9 protein-coding genes are annotated in these 16,843 nt (G+C 34.1%); 2 read left to right on the top strand and 7 right to left on the bottom strand.

Annotated features, from left to right (window positions below):
- Positions 1–82: 82 nt before the first annotated feature.
- The 7 genes from ACHRVZ_RS17590 to ACHRVZ_RS17560 form a co-directional block, all read right to left on the bottom strand.
- Positions 83–1,354 (bottom strand): acyltransferase family protein, encoded by a 1,272-nt coding sequence (locus ACHRVZ_RS17590; protein ID WP_395424195.1) that lies wholly within the window; start codon positions 1,352–1,354, stop codon positions 83–85.
- A 22-nt stretch (positions 1,355–1,376) separates the two neighbouring features.
- Complete coding sequence (locus ACHRVZ_RS17585; protein WP_395424194.1) at positions 1,377–4,373, bottom strand: glycoside hydrolase family 3 N-terminal domain-containing protein; 2,997 nt, start codon at positions 4,371–4,373, stop codon at positions 1,377–1,379.
- Between the two features lie 274 nt (positions 4,374–4,647).
- Positions 4,648–6,153, bottom strand: coding sequence for a sodium:solute symporter (locus ACHRVZ_RS17580; RefSeq protein ID WP_395424193.1), 1,506 nt, complete (start codon positions 6,151–6,153; stop codon positions 4,648–4,650).
- A 183-nt stretch (positions 6,154–6,336) separates the two neighbouring features.
- The gene (gene murQ / locus ACHRVZ_RS17575) at positions 6,337–7,164 is read right to left on the bottom strand and encodes an N-acetylmuramic acid 6-phosphate etherase (protein WP_395424192.1); all 828 of its coding nucleotides are present in this window, start codon (positions 7,162–7,164) and stop codon (positions 6,337–6,339) included.
- 51 nt (positions 7,165–7,215) lie between these two features.
- A complete protein-coding gene (locus ACHRVZ_RS17570; protein WP_395424191.1) occupies positions 7,216–8,415 on the bottom strand; it encodes an exo-beta-N-acetylmuramidase NamZ domain-containing protein in 1,200 nt (399 codons plus the stop codon).
- Between the two features lie 267 nt (positions 8,416–8,682).
- Positions 8,683–10,416 carry a RagB/SusD family nutrient uptake outer membrane protein gene (locus tag ACHRVZ_RS17565; RefSeq protein WP_395424190.1) on the bottom strand — a complete coding sequence of 578 codons (1,734 nt, stop codon included), beginning with the start codon at positions 10,414–10,416 and terminating at the stop codon, positions 8,683–8,685.
- Positions 10,417–10,440: 24 nt separating this feature from the next.
- Entirely contained in the window at positions 10,441–13,740 is a 3,300-nt protein-coding gene (locus ACHRVZ_RS17560) for a SusC/RagA family TonB-linked outer membrane protein (protein ID WP_395424189.1), read from the bottom strand.
- 245 nt (positions 13,741–13,985) lie between these two features.
- Between ACHRVZ_RS17560 and ACHRVZ_RS17555 the strand changes: the two genes are divergently transcribed.
- Together ACHRVZ_RS17555 and nagB are read left to right on the top strand one after the other, a co-directional pair.
- Positions 13,986–14,735 carry a DeoR/GlpR family DNA-binding transcription regulator gene (locus tag ACHRVZ_RS17555; RefSeq protein ID WP_395424188.1) on the top strand — a complete coding sequence of 250 codons (750 nt, stop codon included), beginning with the start codon at positions 13,986–13,988 and terminating at the stop codon, positions 14,733–14,735.
- A 136-nt stretch (positions 14,736–14,871) separates the two neighbouring features.
- Entirely contained in the window at positions 14,872–16,797 is a 1,926-nt protein-coding gene (gene nagB / locus ACHRVZ_RS17550; protein WP_395424187.1) for a glucosamine-6-phosphate deaminase, read from the top strand.
- Positions 16,798–16,843 lie beyond the last annotated feature (46 nt).

Below are 16,843 nucleotides of genomic sequence, written 5' to 3'. Positions count from 1 at the left end.
AAAAAAAGAGACGATCACTCGTCTCTTTTTTTATGAAAATCTAATTTTTACTGCATTTCTAAATCGAATAAAAACAATATAACTACACCTTAAAGATTAACTTCTTTTTATAGAAAATCCATAATATAACAGACCAAAATATAGCGTACGAAATAGCATAAGCCACTGAAGAATTTAATGGATTTTCGAAACAAGGCGCAATCCCAAATTTGTAAATTAATGTTTGAAGATTGATTTCTTCTGTTGCAATTTCCGGACTTTGAACTTTTATTGAACTTAAAACTCTTGGAATTATTCCCGAAAAGAAAAATACAATCATTGGGTTTACACCCCAGATTAAGAACAATTTAGTCCATTTTTTGTAATTGGCAATATCTATTATATAATACAATAAAGTAAGGCACATTGTTGCGATACCGGCGGTGTATAATACATATGAACTTGTCCAAAGTGATTTATTTATTGGAAATATAATACTCCAAAGTAAACCTGAAATTAGCAATACGATTCCGGCGATAGCAATTTTTTTAGCGATTTCAATTTTAGAAATTGGTAAGTTTAGTAATTGTCCGATAAACATCCCGATAATACCGGTTCCTATAGCTGGTAAAGTGCTCAAAATTCCTTCCGGATCCCAAGTTTTAGAAAAGCTCCATAAATGCCCTTCTAAAAGTAAATTGTCTAACCATGCTGCAAGATTTGTTCCTTTCTCAAAATTCGCAGCGCCAAATCCGGGAACGGGAACAAAAGCCATTAAAAGCCAATAACCGACTAATAATGAAGCGGCAACCAGAAGTTGTGTTTTTAAATTTGTTTTTAAATATAAAATCGAAGTGAAGAAGTACACAATTCCAATTCGTTGTAAAACTCCGGGTATTCTGGTATCTTGAAAAGATTCAATGTTACTGTATGCTAAAGATAATAGTATTACAAAAATTCCAACTGCGAGATACGTTTTTACTTTTAAACTAAAGTTTCCTAAAAGCGCATAAGCTACCGCAAAAGTTATCATTAATCTAATTGCCAATAAAGGGATTCCTTCCAGATCAAATAAATGAATTCTGCTGAAACAGCTCAGGAAGAATCCCAAACAGAATATTCGAAGTGAACGAACCATAATTTTATTAAAAACTGCCCAATCAAAATGTTTTGTTGGCATTGCAAATGGTATTGCAGTTCCCATTATAAAAACAAAGAATGGAAAAACCAAGTCAGTAGGAGTACAGCCGTGCCATTCGGCATGTTCTAACGGCGGATAAATCGATGACCAACTGCCAGGATTGTTCACTATTGTCATTAATAAAATAGTAAATCCTCTAAATACATCTAGTGAAGTTAAACGTTCTTTTGTCATAGGTTGGGTTGTTTTGGGTTCGTTATTTTATGATGGCTTCCTGAATTATTTTCTGAATGTCTTCTCGAATTTTTCCTTTAGCGAGTTTGTTTCCGTCTTCGCCAACGTTAGGATAAGTTCTGTTTGATAAAAACACGTAAACAATTTCAGTTTCAGGGTCTACCCATGCGATATTTCCTGTAAAACCGGTGTGTCCAAAACTTGATTCAGAAACACAAGCGCAAGTTGGGCCGTCTTTGTCAATTCTCTTATCAAAACCTAAACCTCTTTGAACGCCTTTGTCTTTGTAATAGCAAGTGTTAAAAGCATCAAATGTTTGCTCAGAAAAATATTGTTTATTACCGTAATTTCCCTTTTGTAAATACAACTGCATCATTTTGGCAACATCCATACTGTTGGAGAAAATTCCGGCGTGACCGGCAACTCCGCCTTCCATTGCTGCTGCCATATCGTGCACGTAGCCCTGAATAAGCTGATGTCTAAAATAAGTATCAATTTCAGTAGGAGCAATGTTATTTTTGTCAAATTTGTTCAGCGGATTGTAAAGTGTATTATTCATCCCCAGAGAGCTGTAAAAATTCTGCTGGCTCAAATCTTCTAATTTTGTATGCGTTTTTCTTTCCAGATATTCTTTTAAAATGATAAAAGTAAAATCGCTGTATTTGTATTCTTTTTTAAGTGATAACGGACTGTTAGCAATGATTTTCATGATCGTATCGTGATAATCATTTCTAATAAATAAACTATCAGCGACTTTCGTCGAAAATTTAGATTCGGCTATCTTACGATAGTATTTTGGTGAAGGTTTTCCGTTATTGTCCAAAGTTGCTTTGTAAAACGGAATCCAAGCCTGAAGTCCTGCATAATGCGTTAGTAAATCCTTAAAAGTCATGTTTTCCTTATTTGTTTTTGCAAAAAAAGGCACCATATCTTTTAGTTGTGTATCCAGAGTTACTTTGTTTTTATCGTACAATTGCATCACATTTGGCAAAGTCGAAATCATTTTTGAAATCGAAGCGACATCATACAAATCTGAATTTGTAACTTTTTTAGCATTGTCATAAGTTTGATAACCGTATGATTTCTGAAAAATCACGCTTCCTTTTCTGGCTACAAGAACTTGCATTCCCGGAGTCATTTTACCATCAATTGCTTTTTGGGCTATAGCATCAATTTTAGATAAAATAGCCGAATTCATATCTACATTTTCTGGAGTTGTAAAAGCCAGACGATTTAATTTTTCAGTAGATAAACCATCATTTACATTAAAGCTTGTATTAACAGATACAGGCAATTTTCCTTTAGCTCCGATTGCTCCAAATAGCAATTCTGCCGAAACGATATTACTTATACTAGAGTTTTGGTAAGAAACGACTAAACCTTCAATATCATCAAAATTTGTGATTGGCAATAACGAATAGGGTTTTGTGAAAATATCTAAAATCACTTTGTTGTGCTTTGCAATTTCTTGTAGCCAAAGTAATTCAGTATCTGTAAAGTTTTGTTTTTCCCAAGTTTTATTCAATTTATGGAAACCAATAATTACAGTATCGTATTTTTTTAATTCATTGTTTAAACTGTCAATGTTGGTGTTGGACACTTCTGTAACTTCTGTATATTTTTTTAAAGCCGTTACAAAAGTACTGTTAACATCATCTCCTAATTTTACGTAGGCGATTTTCTGATCTAAGTTTTTGATTGGCAGTATTTCCTTTTCATTCTTTAAAACGGTAATCGCATTTTCATACAGTTTATAGTGTAAAGCATCATTTTTTAACGGATTAAGATCATTGTAAATGTTAGCCATATCAATTGGCTTATACTTGTTTAATCCGGCTTTGAATTTATAATGCAATATTTTTTTTACGGAGTGTGACAAACGTTCTTCGGTAATTACACCTTCTGTATAAGCAGTTTCTAATTTTTGAAATGCAGCAGGTACATTTTCAGGCCCAAGAAAAATATCATTTCCGGCAAGTAGCATGGCTATTTCTAAATCTCCGGGACCTTTAAAATCGGCGGCACCTTTCATTGCCAGACCATCTGTAAAAATCAAACCATTGAAACCTAATTCTTTTTGAAGCAGGTTAGTTACAATGTTATAAGAAGCAGAAGAAGGAATGTTAGTTTGCGGTTCTAAACTTGGAATATTGAGATGGGCTACCATTACTGATACTAAACCTTCATCAAATATTTGTTTGTACGGATACAATTCAACCAGTTCAAGACGGTCTTTAGAAAAATTGATTAAAGGCAATGCTTTATGCGAATCTACAGCAGTATCACCATGTCCGGGAAAATGTTTTCCTGTACTAAAAACGCCCTGACTTTGAACGCCCTTCATTAAGGCAATGGCTTTGTTACTTACATTAACTTTGTCTTCACCAAAAGAACGGTTGCCAATAATAGGATTTTTAGGATTGGTGTTGATATCCAGAACTGGAGCAAAATTAAAATGGATTCCGATTCGTTTGTTTTCGTTGGCCATGTTTCTTCCAACATTTTCAATTAAGCTTAAATCCTGAATAGCGCCTAAAGTCATGTTCCATGGATAGATATAAGTCGAATCTAATCGCATACCTAATCCCCATTCAGCATCAATTGCTATAAATAGTGGCACTTTTGCTTTTGATTGATACAGGTTGGTTAATTTCGCCTGACGAACTGGTCCGCCCTGAAAAAAGATTAATCCGCCCACTTTATAATCCTGAATTAATGTATTGACTTCTTTTGTATGTAAAGAATCTTTATTAGAATAAGCTGAAATCATGAACAATTGTCCAATTTTTTCGCGAACGGTCATTTTATTATAAATGCTGTCGACCCAGGCCGTTTCTCTGTCAGAATCTTTAAAAAAGTTTTTTTTCGCTGATTTATCTTTGGCAACATAAATAACGGTGTCATTTAAAAGAGGATCTTTTTTTACATCAGTTACGGTATTGTTTTTTTTAGTAGCGCAATTGGTAATCAAAAGTATAAGTGTGGCGTATAGGCTAATTTTTATGAAGTGATTTTTCATAGTATTTTTTTTTGGCGATATAGATTTTAATTTACTATTACCTTTTGGGCGTAATTATTTTTAACACATAGAATCATAGATTTTGTAAACTTATAAAAGGCGTTTCACTTGTATTAACGAACATAGCTCTATGTGTGAGAAACTAGTTTCTTTTTTGTGTTCTTCTACACATTTAAAAGCTATGATTCTATGTGTTAAATTGTTTTTTTGTTAATTATCCTCAACGGGTTTACTATACTTTTATTTATAGCAAATTAGGAATACTTTTAGGTATTTAAAAAGATATTTTTTCGCTGCTTCGTGAACTGGTAAGGAATAATCCTAAATAAGTAATTAATCCGTTTAGGAGTATTAATTCGTTATCGAACACATATCCTGCAAATAATACTTTTGAGTTTTCATTGATTAAATACGTGAAGAAAGGCGATAACAAACAAATTATCGGTACTAGTTTATCACTTACATTTCTTGATTTTTGGAACAATCCAAAAGCATATAATCCTAATAACGGACCGTATGTGTACGATGCAACCTTAAATATCATTCCAACAACTGAACTGTCGTTGATGGTATTGAAAATAATGATTACAAAGAAAATCAATGCCGAAAAGCTAATATGTACAATATGTCTTGTTCGAACTGTATTTTTCTTGCTGTTTTCGGCTTTATCCATGCCTAAAAAGTCAACACAAAAAGAAGTCGTTAAGGCGGTCAATGCCGAATCTGTTGTGGCAAAAGTGGCCGCAATAATTCCTAATAAAAATACAATTGCCGGAATTGTCGCTAAATGATTTAGAGCAATTTCAGGAAAAAGTAAATCTGTTCTTGGTTTGCCTGTAATTAAATCTGTTGGAATAGCGATTCCGTTTTTATTAGCATAAATGTATAATAATGCACCAACACTCAAAAAGAAGATGTTAATGATCACAAAGATTCCTGTAAAGGTAAACATGTTCTTTTGTGCTTCGCCAATGTTTTTACAACTTAGGTTTTTTTGCATTAAATCCTGATCCAGACCAGTCATGGCAATAGTTACAAACATCCCGCCTAAGATCTGTTTTACAAAATGAAATTTACTTCCGAAAAAGTCATCAAAGAAAAATATTTTTGAATAATTACTGTTTTTTACTTCTTCAAAAGCGCCAACTGCACTCAAATCCATTCGGTCGCAAATAAAATAGATCGTAAGAAAAACCGATGTTACCAGAAAAAATGTCTGCAAGGTATCTGTGATAATAATGGTTTTTAATCCGCCTCGATACGTATAAGAAAATATAAGGATCAAGGAAATTAATACTGTAAATGCAAAAGGAATATTATAAAAATCAAATACAAAACGCTGTAATACAATTACGACCAAATAAAGTCTGAATGCAGAACTTACCGTTCTGCTGATTAAGAAAATAGATGCTGCAGTTTTGTAACTGTAAAACCCCATCCGTTGTTCTATATATCCATAAATAGAGGTTAAGTTCATTCTATAATACAATGGCAATAGTAATTTTGTAATTACTAGAAATCCAAGTGCATTACCCAAAACAAATTGAAAATATTTGAATTGTTCACCACTTGGAGCGCCTACTTCTCCAGGAACAGATATAAAAGTTACTCCTGAAAGAGCCGTTCCGATCATCCCAAAAGCAACTAAATACCATTTTGAGTTTTTATTGGCTGTAAAGAAAGCGTCATTTCCGCTATCTTTTCGGCTTACTCTGTGTGAGATATAGAATAAAGTTCCGAAATAAATGATGATTAGGATAAGAATTGTACTTGGTGTCATTTTATGGCTTTATTGGTTTGGTTAATGAATTATACAAATCAAGTTGAAATAGATTTTATTCTCTTTATCAAACCTAACAGGTTTTTATCCCGAGGCTTCGGGACTGTTAGGTTTCCTTTTGAAGTTAAAAGAGGCAAAACTTGATTCGTATAAATTTATAAAAGATTTTAAATAGTTTGGGAGCTAAACTTCCAGGTTTTTATTTTCGGCTAATAAAACTGCTCTTACACTTTTGTGTTTTTTTAGTAATTCAGATGCTAGTTTTTCGTCAATCTTAAGTTCTTCAACAATCATTTCAACACCTCTTTGTACCAGCTTTTTATTAGACAATTGCATGTCGATCATTTTGTTGCCATAAATTCGGCCAAGCTTAATCATAACAGAAGTTGAGATCATGTTTAAAGCCAATTTTTGAGATGTTCCGGCTTTCATTCTGGTACTTCCTGTTAAGAACTCTGGGCCAACAATTAATTCGATAGGATAATCGGCTTGTTTTGAAATAAGACTTGCGCTATTGCATGAAATACTTCCGGTTGCGATATTGTTTTCTCTTGCTTTTTTTAATCCGCCAATAACATATGGAGTGTTTCCGGAAGCTGCAATACCAATTACAACATCTAAACTCGAAATGTCGTAAGCAGATAAATCTCTCCAGGCTTGATTAATATCATCTTCGGCATTTTCTACCGCTTTTCTAATCGCTGAGTCGCCACCTGCAATGATTCCGATAATCCAGTTGTCCGGAACTCCAAAAGTTGGAGGACATTCTGAGGCATCTAGAATACCAATTCGTCCAGATGTACCGGCTCCAATGTAAAATAATCTTCCGCCAAGTTTCATTTTAGAAACAATAACATCTACTAATTTTTCAATATTTGGAATTTGTTTTTCAATTATATCGGCTACTTTTTTATCTTCATTATTTATACTTGTAAGTAATTCATTAGTGCTCATTTTATCTAAATTAGAATAAAGAGATTCACGTTCTGTGTCTGGATTTACTTTTGCCATTTCTATTTGATTTTTTATATTTTGATTTTTTTTTTTGGAGACAGATAACTGTTATTTATAAAGTAGATATTTTACGCGCATTTTTTTGAAAGCTTCTAAATCCTTCTTCCAGCTCTTTCTAATTATTTCTTCAGAAGTTCCGCTTTCAATTTGTTGCTGTAATTTTTTTGTTCCGGCCAATTTTGTAAAAAAGCCATTAAAGAATTTCGTTTTATCGCTCGTGTTTTGGTATGCTTTAAGTAACCATTTTAACTCTAATTGCTTTAGTTTTGGATAAGCTGTCAGGTCTTCGCCAAAACATTCTTTACCATTGTATAATGGATCTTTGGCTCCAAAATTGGGTTTAGGAGTAAAACTAAAATTAGTTTTTGTTAAAAAAGGAGAGCCATAAATTTGGAATTGTTTTTCAGTTCCGCGTCCCATACTTACATTCGTACCTTCAAACAAACACAAACTTGCATAAAGATTTATAGATTGATCATTGGGTAAATTTGGAGAGGGTTTAACAGGTAAACTGTATTCCATTTTTCTATTATAATCAAGACAAGGAATAACTGTAAGTTTGCATTGAACGCCATCTTTGAGCCACTTCTCACCATTGATCATTTGAGCATATTCGCCAATAGTCATTCCGTGAAGTAACGGAATAGGGTGCATGCCCACGAAACTTGTAAATTCTTTTTCTAAAAGTGGTCCGTCAACAATACCGCCATTTGGATTTGGTCTGTCAAGAACTATTAGCGTAACTCCGTTTTCTGCACAAGCTTCCATAACATAATGTAATGAAGAAATATAGGTGTAGAAACGTGCGCCAACATCTTGCAAATCAAAAATCATAACGTCAATTCCTGCTAATTGTGCTGCTTTTGGTTTTTTATTGTCTCCGTATAGAGATATAATAGATAATCCTGTTTTTGGATCTTTTCCGTCAACTATGTGTTCACCTGCATCGGCAGTTCCTCTAAATCCGTGTTCAGGAGCGAAGATGGTTTGTATCGCAATTTTTTTCTCTAATAAAAAATCTACCAAATGTGTTTTATCAGACAAGATTCCAGTTGGATTCGTAACGATTCCTACTTTTTTATCTTTCAATAAAGGTAAATACTTCTCATAATTATCGGCTCCGGTTTTAATTGGAGAACTTATGATCGTTGTTTTACTTTTTGTAACTGATTGAAATGAATTGGAGTAGGAGGACGTAAAAAATAAAGTAGTTACAATAAGAATACTTTTTGTTATGAATTTTATCATCTTAATTACAGTTAATAGTTAGAGTACAAAAATGGACTAAATAAAATTAGACTATTATTTGATTGCTATTTGATGTTTTTTGATTGTTGTAGTTGTGGTAATGTAGAAAGGGAGATCTGAGTTTTTCAGATTAAGATTTTATTCTGTCGTTTTGTCTGTCACATTTTGTGATTAGAAAAAGTGATTTTTAAATACTACCTCTGGAATAATTAATGTCCAGAGGTAGTTTATTATTGTATTGGTATTTTTAGTTTTTAAAACTTTAAATTACCAACCTGGGTTTTGTTTTAATGTTACACCCTGAGCTTTGTATAAATCAATATCGTTTGTTGGGATATTCATTAAATAGTGTTTTGCTTCAAAGGTTCTTGTGCTTGTAGGGTATAATTTTACATATCCGTTCGCATCTACTACAGTTTGTGATCCAACAGGAGTTCCAATTCTTGCACCAAGATTTACATCAGGATTTTTATTAGTATCAAGGTAATCACCTTTTTTCCAACGGTAAATATCAGCTTGTCTTAAAGTTGTCCAGCTCATAAATTCAATTCGGCGCTCACGACGTACTTCCCAGATTAAAGGATTTACAACTCCTGAAATTTGCTCTAAAGCAGAAGTTCTTCTTGGGTCATTAATTTGTACACCGCTTGCAGAAGCATTAACTCCGTCAGTAGTCAAAGGTGCAATACCTGCGCGGGCACGTACTAAATTGATAGAAATATTAAGATCGTTATTACTTGCAGTACCAAGTTCAGCACAAGCTTCGGCATAATTTAAATATACTTCACTTAACGTAAATAAAGGAGCATCAGTATAATTACGTCCGCCGGTTGTAACATCAGGACCGGTTGTTGCAGGGTTGTTGTACAATTCAAATACATATCCTGACATTGAAACCAATGCGGCAGTACTGAAAGGTTTTCCTTTGTAACCGTAATTACTGTTGTTTACAGTTTTTCCAAAACGAGGATCTCTGTTCGCAAAAGTTTTTGTGACGTTGTCATCACCGGTGTATTGAGCATTTCCTGCTTGTTGAATAGGTAATCCGTTTGTAGTTACATAACTATCAGCTGCAAATTTGGTTAAACCGTATTGAATAGTCGAAGTGTTGGTATAGTTTTGAAGTGAGTGCATCAATACGTTTGTTAAATAACGTTTTGTAAGGATCACTTCAGTATTACCAAGTAATTCAACTGAATTGTAAAGTGATTTCCAATCAGCATTTAATTTATAAGCAGAGTTATTCATTACTGCTAAAGAAGCTGTTTTTGCTTTGTTTAAAAATGCACTTCCATCTTGATTTAAATGGTATTTTCTGTAAGTACCTTCATAAATACAAGCATTACTCAAAGCTGCATAAGCAGTATATTTATTTACGGTAGCATTTTTATCATCTACAGGAAGCATTAAACTTGCAGCTTCTTCCAAATCAGCAATAACTTTATCCATAACTTGCGCTCTTGGCATTGCCGGAGCATAAACAAGAGGGTCACTCTGTGCTAAAAATTTGTCAGTATAAGGTACATCTCCCATTTTTTGTACTAAACGGAAATAAGTATAAGCTCTAAAAAATTTAGCAACACCAATATAATGGTTCTTTTTTTCTTGTGACATACTCACAGTCGGTATTTTTTCAAGCATCAAATTACAACGACGAATAAGTGTGTAATATTCATTCCATGAATAAACATTAGTAGTACTCGCTGTGATTGGCATTTGATAAAAACTAAAAGCCGATAAGTTATCATCTACTTTGAAATCACTACCATGATAGTAGAAAAAAGAAAGTCCGATTGTGGTACCATTTCCGTAACCATAAAAAGTATCGTAGTTAAGCCATGAAAATGTTTTTACATTGTCTTCTGACTGCCAAAAGTTATCGTTTGTAAATTTATCGGCAGGATCATCTGTTAGATAGTCTGAACAACTAACTGCGCTCATTGCTACAATACTTGCAGCAAACATCAGCAGAAATCTAGATTTTATATTTGATTTTTTCATTTTAAAAGTTTTGAATAGTTAGTATTAGAAAGCTAGCTCAACACCAAAAGACACGGTTTTAGTATAAGGATAAGCTCTTCCCCAGAAAACTTCTGCTTCATCAATTTCTGGATCAACAGGAAGACGGCTATCTGCCCAAGTTAATAAGTTCTCACCAGAAGCGTATAATCTTACTTTGTCTAATCCTGCTTTTTTTACAATATTTGCCGGTAAAGAATATCCAAGAGTAACATTTTTCAAACGTACATAAGCCATGTTTAATAAATATCTTGTTGACGTAACAAAGTTGTTTTGACCTGTAGTACCTGAACCAATAGCATTGGCTTCGTTACCATAATACGGGTTTGGCCAGTATGCACCTGTATTTTCTGGTGTCCAGTAATCTGCTTGGTTTTCATACATTTGTTGAGGTGCACGATAGAAAGGTAAAACTGCATCAGAAGCAGCCCAGTAATCACGTTTTGCAACTCCTTGAAAGAATGCTGAAGCATCAAATCCGCGGAACTTTCCACCTAATGTGATACCGTATTTATAACGTGGTGTAGAGTTACCAATTTTACTTAAATCACCATGATCGTCTGCAGTTCCTGCACCACGAGTTATCGCACCATCGCCATTTGTATCAACGTAGTGAACATCTCCTGCTCCGTATTTAAAGTTACCGCCCATTGTTTTAGAGTAATCAACACCATTTACGGTTTTACCATTATTTGTAATTACATCACCAGCCTGAAGAAGTCTGTCGCTGGTTAAACCCCAAATCTGACCAATTTCAAAACCATCATAGTAAGGTTTAGTAGTACTTGTAACTATAGCCAGTAATTTAGAGCTGTTGTTCCATTTTGTGATTACTGATTTATAATCTGATAAAGCTACATCAACATATACAGAAGCATTTTCGCTTAATTGTTTATTGAAGTTCAAAGACAATTCCCAACCTCTTGTTCTCATGTTTCCTGAGTTAGTCTGTGCAGAACTTTGACCAAATGAACCCGGAAGTGTTATACCCGGAGCTAACATTCCTTTTGTATCACGTTGGTACCAGTCGAAAGAAGCACCAAGCATATCAAATATTTTAACATCAATACCCACATCTTTAGTATATACTTTTTCCCAAGTTAATGATGGGTCAACGTTAGTTGGTAAACCAGTAGAAGGAGGAAGGGTAGAACCACTATTTATCCATGAAGGATTTGAAGGGTTTAAGATCGACAAGAAAGCATTGTTACCAACATTTTGATTTCCGATTGATCCAATAGAAGCACGTAATTTAAGGTCGTTTAACCAACCGCGTGTACCTTCCATGAATTTTTCGTTAGCAATTTTGTATCCCACAGAAGCAGAAGGGAAGAACCCCCATTGTTCGTTTGTTGGGAATTTTGAAGAACCGTCGTAACGACCATTAATTTCTAATAAATAAATTCCGTTATAGTCGTAGTTAACACGAGCAAAGAAACCTGCAATCGAATATGTTGTTTCTGCTGGATTAAGACTAGTATTTGCTGCTCCGGAAACAAATTGTTCTCCAACAGCAAGATTGAATTCTGGTTTTGTTTTGTCTAAAAGTGTATTTCTTCTTGCATAATTACGAGAGAAATTTTGCCACTCAGAGTTGAAACCACCTAATACTTTGAAGTTATGCTTACCAAGCTGTTTTTTATAGTTACCATAAATATTTACAACATTAGTAGTTGATTCAGATTTTGATTGACTTACAAAATCGTTTCCGGCTTCCAGAGTTGCAGGAACAGCAGTTTGAATAGTTGTAGCGTCATATGGCATTGCAGACCAGCTATCCCAAGCAAGGAATTTACCACCATTTTGTTTTCTGTTATACGTTTCAGTTACATTACTTACTTCGGCTATAATATTGAAATTTTTTGTAATATCTGCTGTAAATTTAGCACTAAGTCTATTATTACGTTTAATGTTTTCATTTCTTGATGCATTAGATAAATATCCACCTGCAGTACGGAAATTGTATCCTCTGTAAGTTCCGAAATTTGGGAAATATTGTCCCCAACGAAGTGCATATCCAAAATAACCACCATAATCAGTATCATCAGTACCAGTACCGCCATAGTAATTAAATGGTTGATCATAAGTACTGTTAATTGTCATTACTTTGAAATCTCCAGTAAGCCAATCTGCTAATTTTGTAGTAAAACCTAAATTAACATTTGTTCTTTGTCTTTGTTCTTGATTTACTCTTAACATACCATCTTGATTAGTAAGTGCAAATGAAGCAAAGAAAGAACTTTTATCTCCTAAGTTTCCTTGTGCCGAAAGATTGTGAGTAGTTTGAAGCGCATTGCTTGCATACAATTCTTTATTAGCGTCCCAAACTCTGTAGAAATATGGAGTACCATTTTTAATTTCCCAGTCTTCACCATATACCATTTCACGACTAGTGCGGTTGTTAGCGTATTTTTCTTTCCAGTTTTTAATTCCTGCAAGTAAAGTGTTGTAATTTTGGCCAAAAATTTCTGGTGTAGAGCCATCAGTACGAGTTCCTGCTGCAATTAATCCCGGAATTTCTACAGTTGGATCTAAGAATTTTAATGTAGAAATAGGGTTTGTAAAAGCTGTGTTAGCACTATAAGAGAATCTCACTTTGCCTTCTCCTGTTTTCCCTCCTTTAGTAGTGATTAGAACTACCCCAAAAGCAGCACGTGCACCGTAGATAGAAGCTGAAGCTGCATCTTTAAGTACAGACATTGTTGCGATATCATTTGGGTTAATAAGAGATAAATCTGTTGGAACTCCATCAACTAATATTAGTGGACCATCTGAACCGCCGTTTGAAGTATTTACAGTACCTGCTCCACGAATATTAATAGTGGCTGGACGATTCATATTTCCAGAGTTAAAACTTACGTTTACACCCGGAGTTGTACCTTGCAATGCCTTACTAACATCTGTTAGAGGCCTGCTGCCTATTGTTTTGGCAACATCAATGTTTGCTACAGCTCCTGTTAGATTCGTTTTCTTCTGAGAAGAGAATCCCACAATAACAACTTCGTCTAATTTTGAAGTAGCTTCGGCAAGAGAAATGTTGATTTTTTGTTGCCCTGCAATTTTTACCACTTGTGTCTCAGATCCCATGTAGCTAAAAACTAAGCTTTGCCCTGGTGATGCTGAAATACTGTAGTTTCCATCAAAGTCGGTTGTGGTGCCATTTGAAGTTCCCTGAATAAGGACACTAACTCCAGGAATAGGAAACCCGTCCGCCTTGTTTTTTACAGTTCCGGTAATTGTTTTTGTTTGCCCAAATGTTACTTGAATGAACAAAACCAACAATGAAATAAGGAATAATTTTTTCATGATTATTTGGTTTTTTTAATGGTTGTTGAGCAAATATATTTATTTATTGCATATAAATGCAACATTTTGTATTTTTTTTCAAAAATTAACTAAAATAACGCAAAATAACGCAAATATTATTTATGAATCAATTATAGGTGTAGGGTTTATAATAAAATATGCAAACTATTGCAGTTGTCAATATATTCTCGCCTTTTCAATTAAAATATTTGATATATTTGTCCTGAATTTTTAATTTCTAAAAAATGCTGAAAGCTGAAAGACATAAATATATAATGTCTAAACTCATTGAGGAACAAAAGGTTGTTACGACAGATTTGGCTTTAGATCTGGATTTGTCAGAAGATACAATAAGACGGGATCTGAATGAATTAGACAGTAAGAAGCTACTTGAGAAGGTTTATGGCGGAGCGATTCAAATTACAGAAAAATCTGTCGATGTTTTTAATATTGATATAAGCGGCGAAGATGAAAAGAAACAAATCGCAACAAAAGCATTGTCTTTATTACATGATGGACAAGTTATTATAATGAGTGGAGGAAGTACTAATTTGGTGTTTGCAAAATTAATTCCTTCAGATTTAAAGGCTACTATATATACTTATAGTTTGCCAATAGCGATGCAATTATCACAACATCCAAATGTAGATTTAATCTTTATTGGTGGAAAAATGCAGAAAAACGCAATGGTAACAATCGGTATGGATGTGATTCAGGTTGTATCGAAGATTAAAGCTGATATTTGTTTTATTGGAGCCAGCAGTATTAATATAAAACAAGGTTTGACAGAGATCGGGTATGAAATTTCGATTGTAAAAAAAGCGATGATAGAAGCTTCTGACAGAGTGGTTTCGATGTTTTCTTCAAATAAATTAGATACAAAAATGCCTCATGTAGTTTGCGATCTTAATCAGTTGAGCACTATTGTCACAAATTTAGATCCGGAAGATTCAATGCTGGAAGAGTATAGAAAAGCAGGCGTTTCTGTGTTGTAATTTGATATTTATTTAATCTTTTATGCGTTATTTTGCGTGTTTAAATTTTTATTTTGTTAAATAACGCAAAATAATGAAATAGTTTTGTTTTTTGTATATATTTGTTAAACCAAAAATTTAACTAATAGAATATATTATGAAAACCACTACTTCTTTGGCTTACGACATACCTGGAAAATTTGAAGAAACCCGCTTTGAAAAAAATCATAATGTCATTTTTGAGAGTTCAATTGAAGCTTCAAAAGTAGTTGCTCAGGAAATAGCCGAATTAATCCGATCAAAACAAGCTAAGAATAAATCATGTGTACTTGGTCTGGCTACAGGGTCGTCGCCAATAAAAGTGTACGAAGAATTGGTTCGAATGCATAAGGAAGATGGTTTGAGCTTTCATAATGTTGTCTCTTTTAATCTGGATGAATATTATCCGATGACCAAAGAGAATCGTCAGAGTTATCATTATTTTATGCATCAATATTTATTCAATCATATTGACATAAAACCTGAAAATGTAAATATCCCGGATGGAACAGTTGCATTAGAAGAATTAAACCAATACTGCGTTGATTACGAATTAAAAATAAGAGAAGCCGGAGGACTGGATTTTCAATTATTAGGAATTGGTCGTACCGGACACGTAGGTTTCAATGAACCGGGTTCACACATTAATTCCGGAACCAGAATTATAACATTAGATCATATTACCAGAGTCGATGCTTCTTCAGACTTTAATGGTATTGATAATGTTCCTACAAGAGCAATCACAATGGGAGTCTCTACGATTCTTAGATCTAAACGAATTGTTTTGATGGCGTGGGGGCAAAATAAAGCCGCAATTATCAAAAGAACAATTCAAGGTGAAATAACTTCTGAAGTTCCTGCTACTTTTTTACAAAATCATTCTAATGCCACCTTTGTATTAGATCAATTTTCAGCATCAGAATTAACACGATTTGAAACGCCATGGTTAGTTGGCGGTTGTACTTGGACACAAGAATTAAAAAGTAAAGCTATCGTTTGGCTTTGTAGAGAAACCAAACAATCTATATTAAAATTAACAGACAGAGATTACAATAATAACGGAATGTCGGATCTGTTAGCTCAGGAAGGTTCAGCTTACGATTTGAATATTAATATGTTCAATGTTTTACAGCATACCATTACAGGTTGGCCGGGTGGAAAACCAAATACGGAGGATTCTCACCGCCCCGAAAGAGCAAACCCTGCTAAAAAAAGAGTAATTCTTTTTAGCCCACATCCGGATGATGATGTGATTTCTATGGGTGGCACTTTTTCTAAATTAATAAAACAAGGTCACGATGTTCATGTTGTGTACCAAACCTCAGGAAATATTGCCGTTACAGATGATGAAGCATTAAAATTTGCAGAAGTTTGCAATGATTTTATCGGAAAAGATATTGAGGGCGTTAATTTCTCGTCAGTGATTGATTTTTTAAATAATAAAACAGAAAATCAAATAGATTCACTGGAAGTAAGAAAACTTAAAGGACTTATAAGACGCCGCGAATCTTATGCAGCTACCAGATATATTGGATTAAAAGATGAGAATACACATTTTCTAGATCTTCCTTTTTATGAAACCGGTCAGGTGAAGAAAAAACCTTTAGGACTTGAAGATATTGCCATAGTAAAAGATATTATTGCCAAAATAAAACCACATCAGGTATTTGCAGCGGGAGATCTTGCTGATCCTCACGGAACACACGAAGTTTGCTTAAATGCCATTTTTGCAGCAATGAAGGAACTAAAACCTGAAAAATACATGGATGATTGCTGGCTTTGGTTGTACAGAGGCGCTTGGCACGAATGGGATATCCATGAAATTGATATGGCCGTTCCGCTTTCACCATCAGAAGTATTATTGAAACGTCATGCGATTTTGTACCATCAATCTCAGAAAGACAGAGTAATGTTTCAAGGAAATGATTCAAGAGAATTCTGGGTCAGAGCCGAAGACCGTAATAAAAACACCGCCATTTTATATGACGAATTAGGATTAGCAGAATACGAAGCTATTGAAGCTTTTAAACGTTTTGATTATTAGTAATTCAAAGTAGACCTAACAGCCCCGAATTTTAGGGATACAACCT

Source organism: Flavobacterium sp. FlaQc-57 (assembly GCF_044007395.1).
Classification (GTDB): Bacteria; Bacteroidota; Bacteroidia; order Flavobacteriales; family Flavobacteriaceae; genus Flavobacterium.
This window is presented reverse-complemented; position numbering and strand designations above follow the sequence as displayed.